Origin of the sequence: Micromonospora thermarum, assembly GCF_012034245.1 — a bacterium.
GTDB lineage: Bacteria > Actinomycetota > Actinomycetes > Mycobacteriales > Micromonosporaceae > Micromonospora > Micromonospora thermarum.
The window spans coordinates 1-326 of sequence record NZ_JAATEO010000115.1; the positions used below are offsets into that span (position 1 = coordinate 1).

Genomic DNA, 326 nt, shown 5'->3' on the forward strand with positions numbered 1-326 from the left:
GCGGTGTGGGCGACGAGCCAGTCGTGGGCGTGGATGACGTCGTACCCGCCGGACTCGGTGGCCCGGAGGGCGGCTCGGGTGAGGGTGTGGTTGAAGGCCATGGTCCAGGCGAGCAGGGAGCCGGTGGCGAGCGGAAAGGTGACGGGGTCTTCGGCGGCGCGGACGATGCGGACGCCGTCGGCGTACTCCTCCAGGGGTGCGCCGTCGGCGTGGCGGGTGACGACGGTGACCTCGTGGCCGGCGGCGGCGAGGGCGACGGACAGGGCGTGGACGTGCCGGCCGAGGCCGCCGACGAGCACCGGCGGGTACTCCCACGACAGCATCAG

Annotated in this window: 1 protein-coding gene; it reads right to left on the bottom strand. The window is 74.2% G+C overall.

Features of this window, described 5'->3' with window-relative positions:
• Positions 1–326, bottom strand: a 326-nt coding sequence (locus HCJ94_RS29455) for a glycosyltransferase (RefSeq protein ID WP_168004261.1), incomplete at both ends; no start/stop codon positions are given.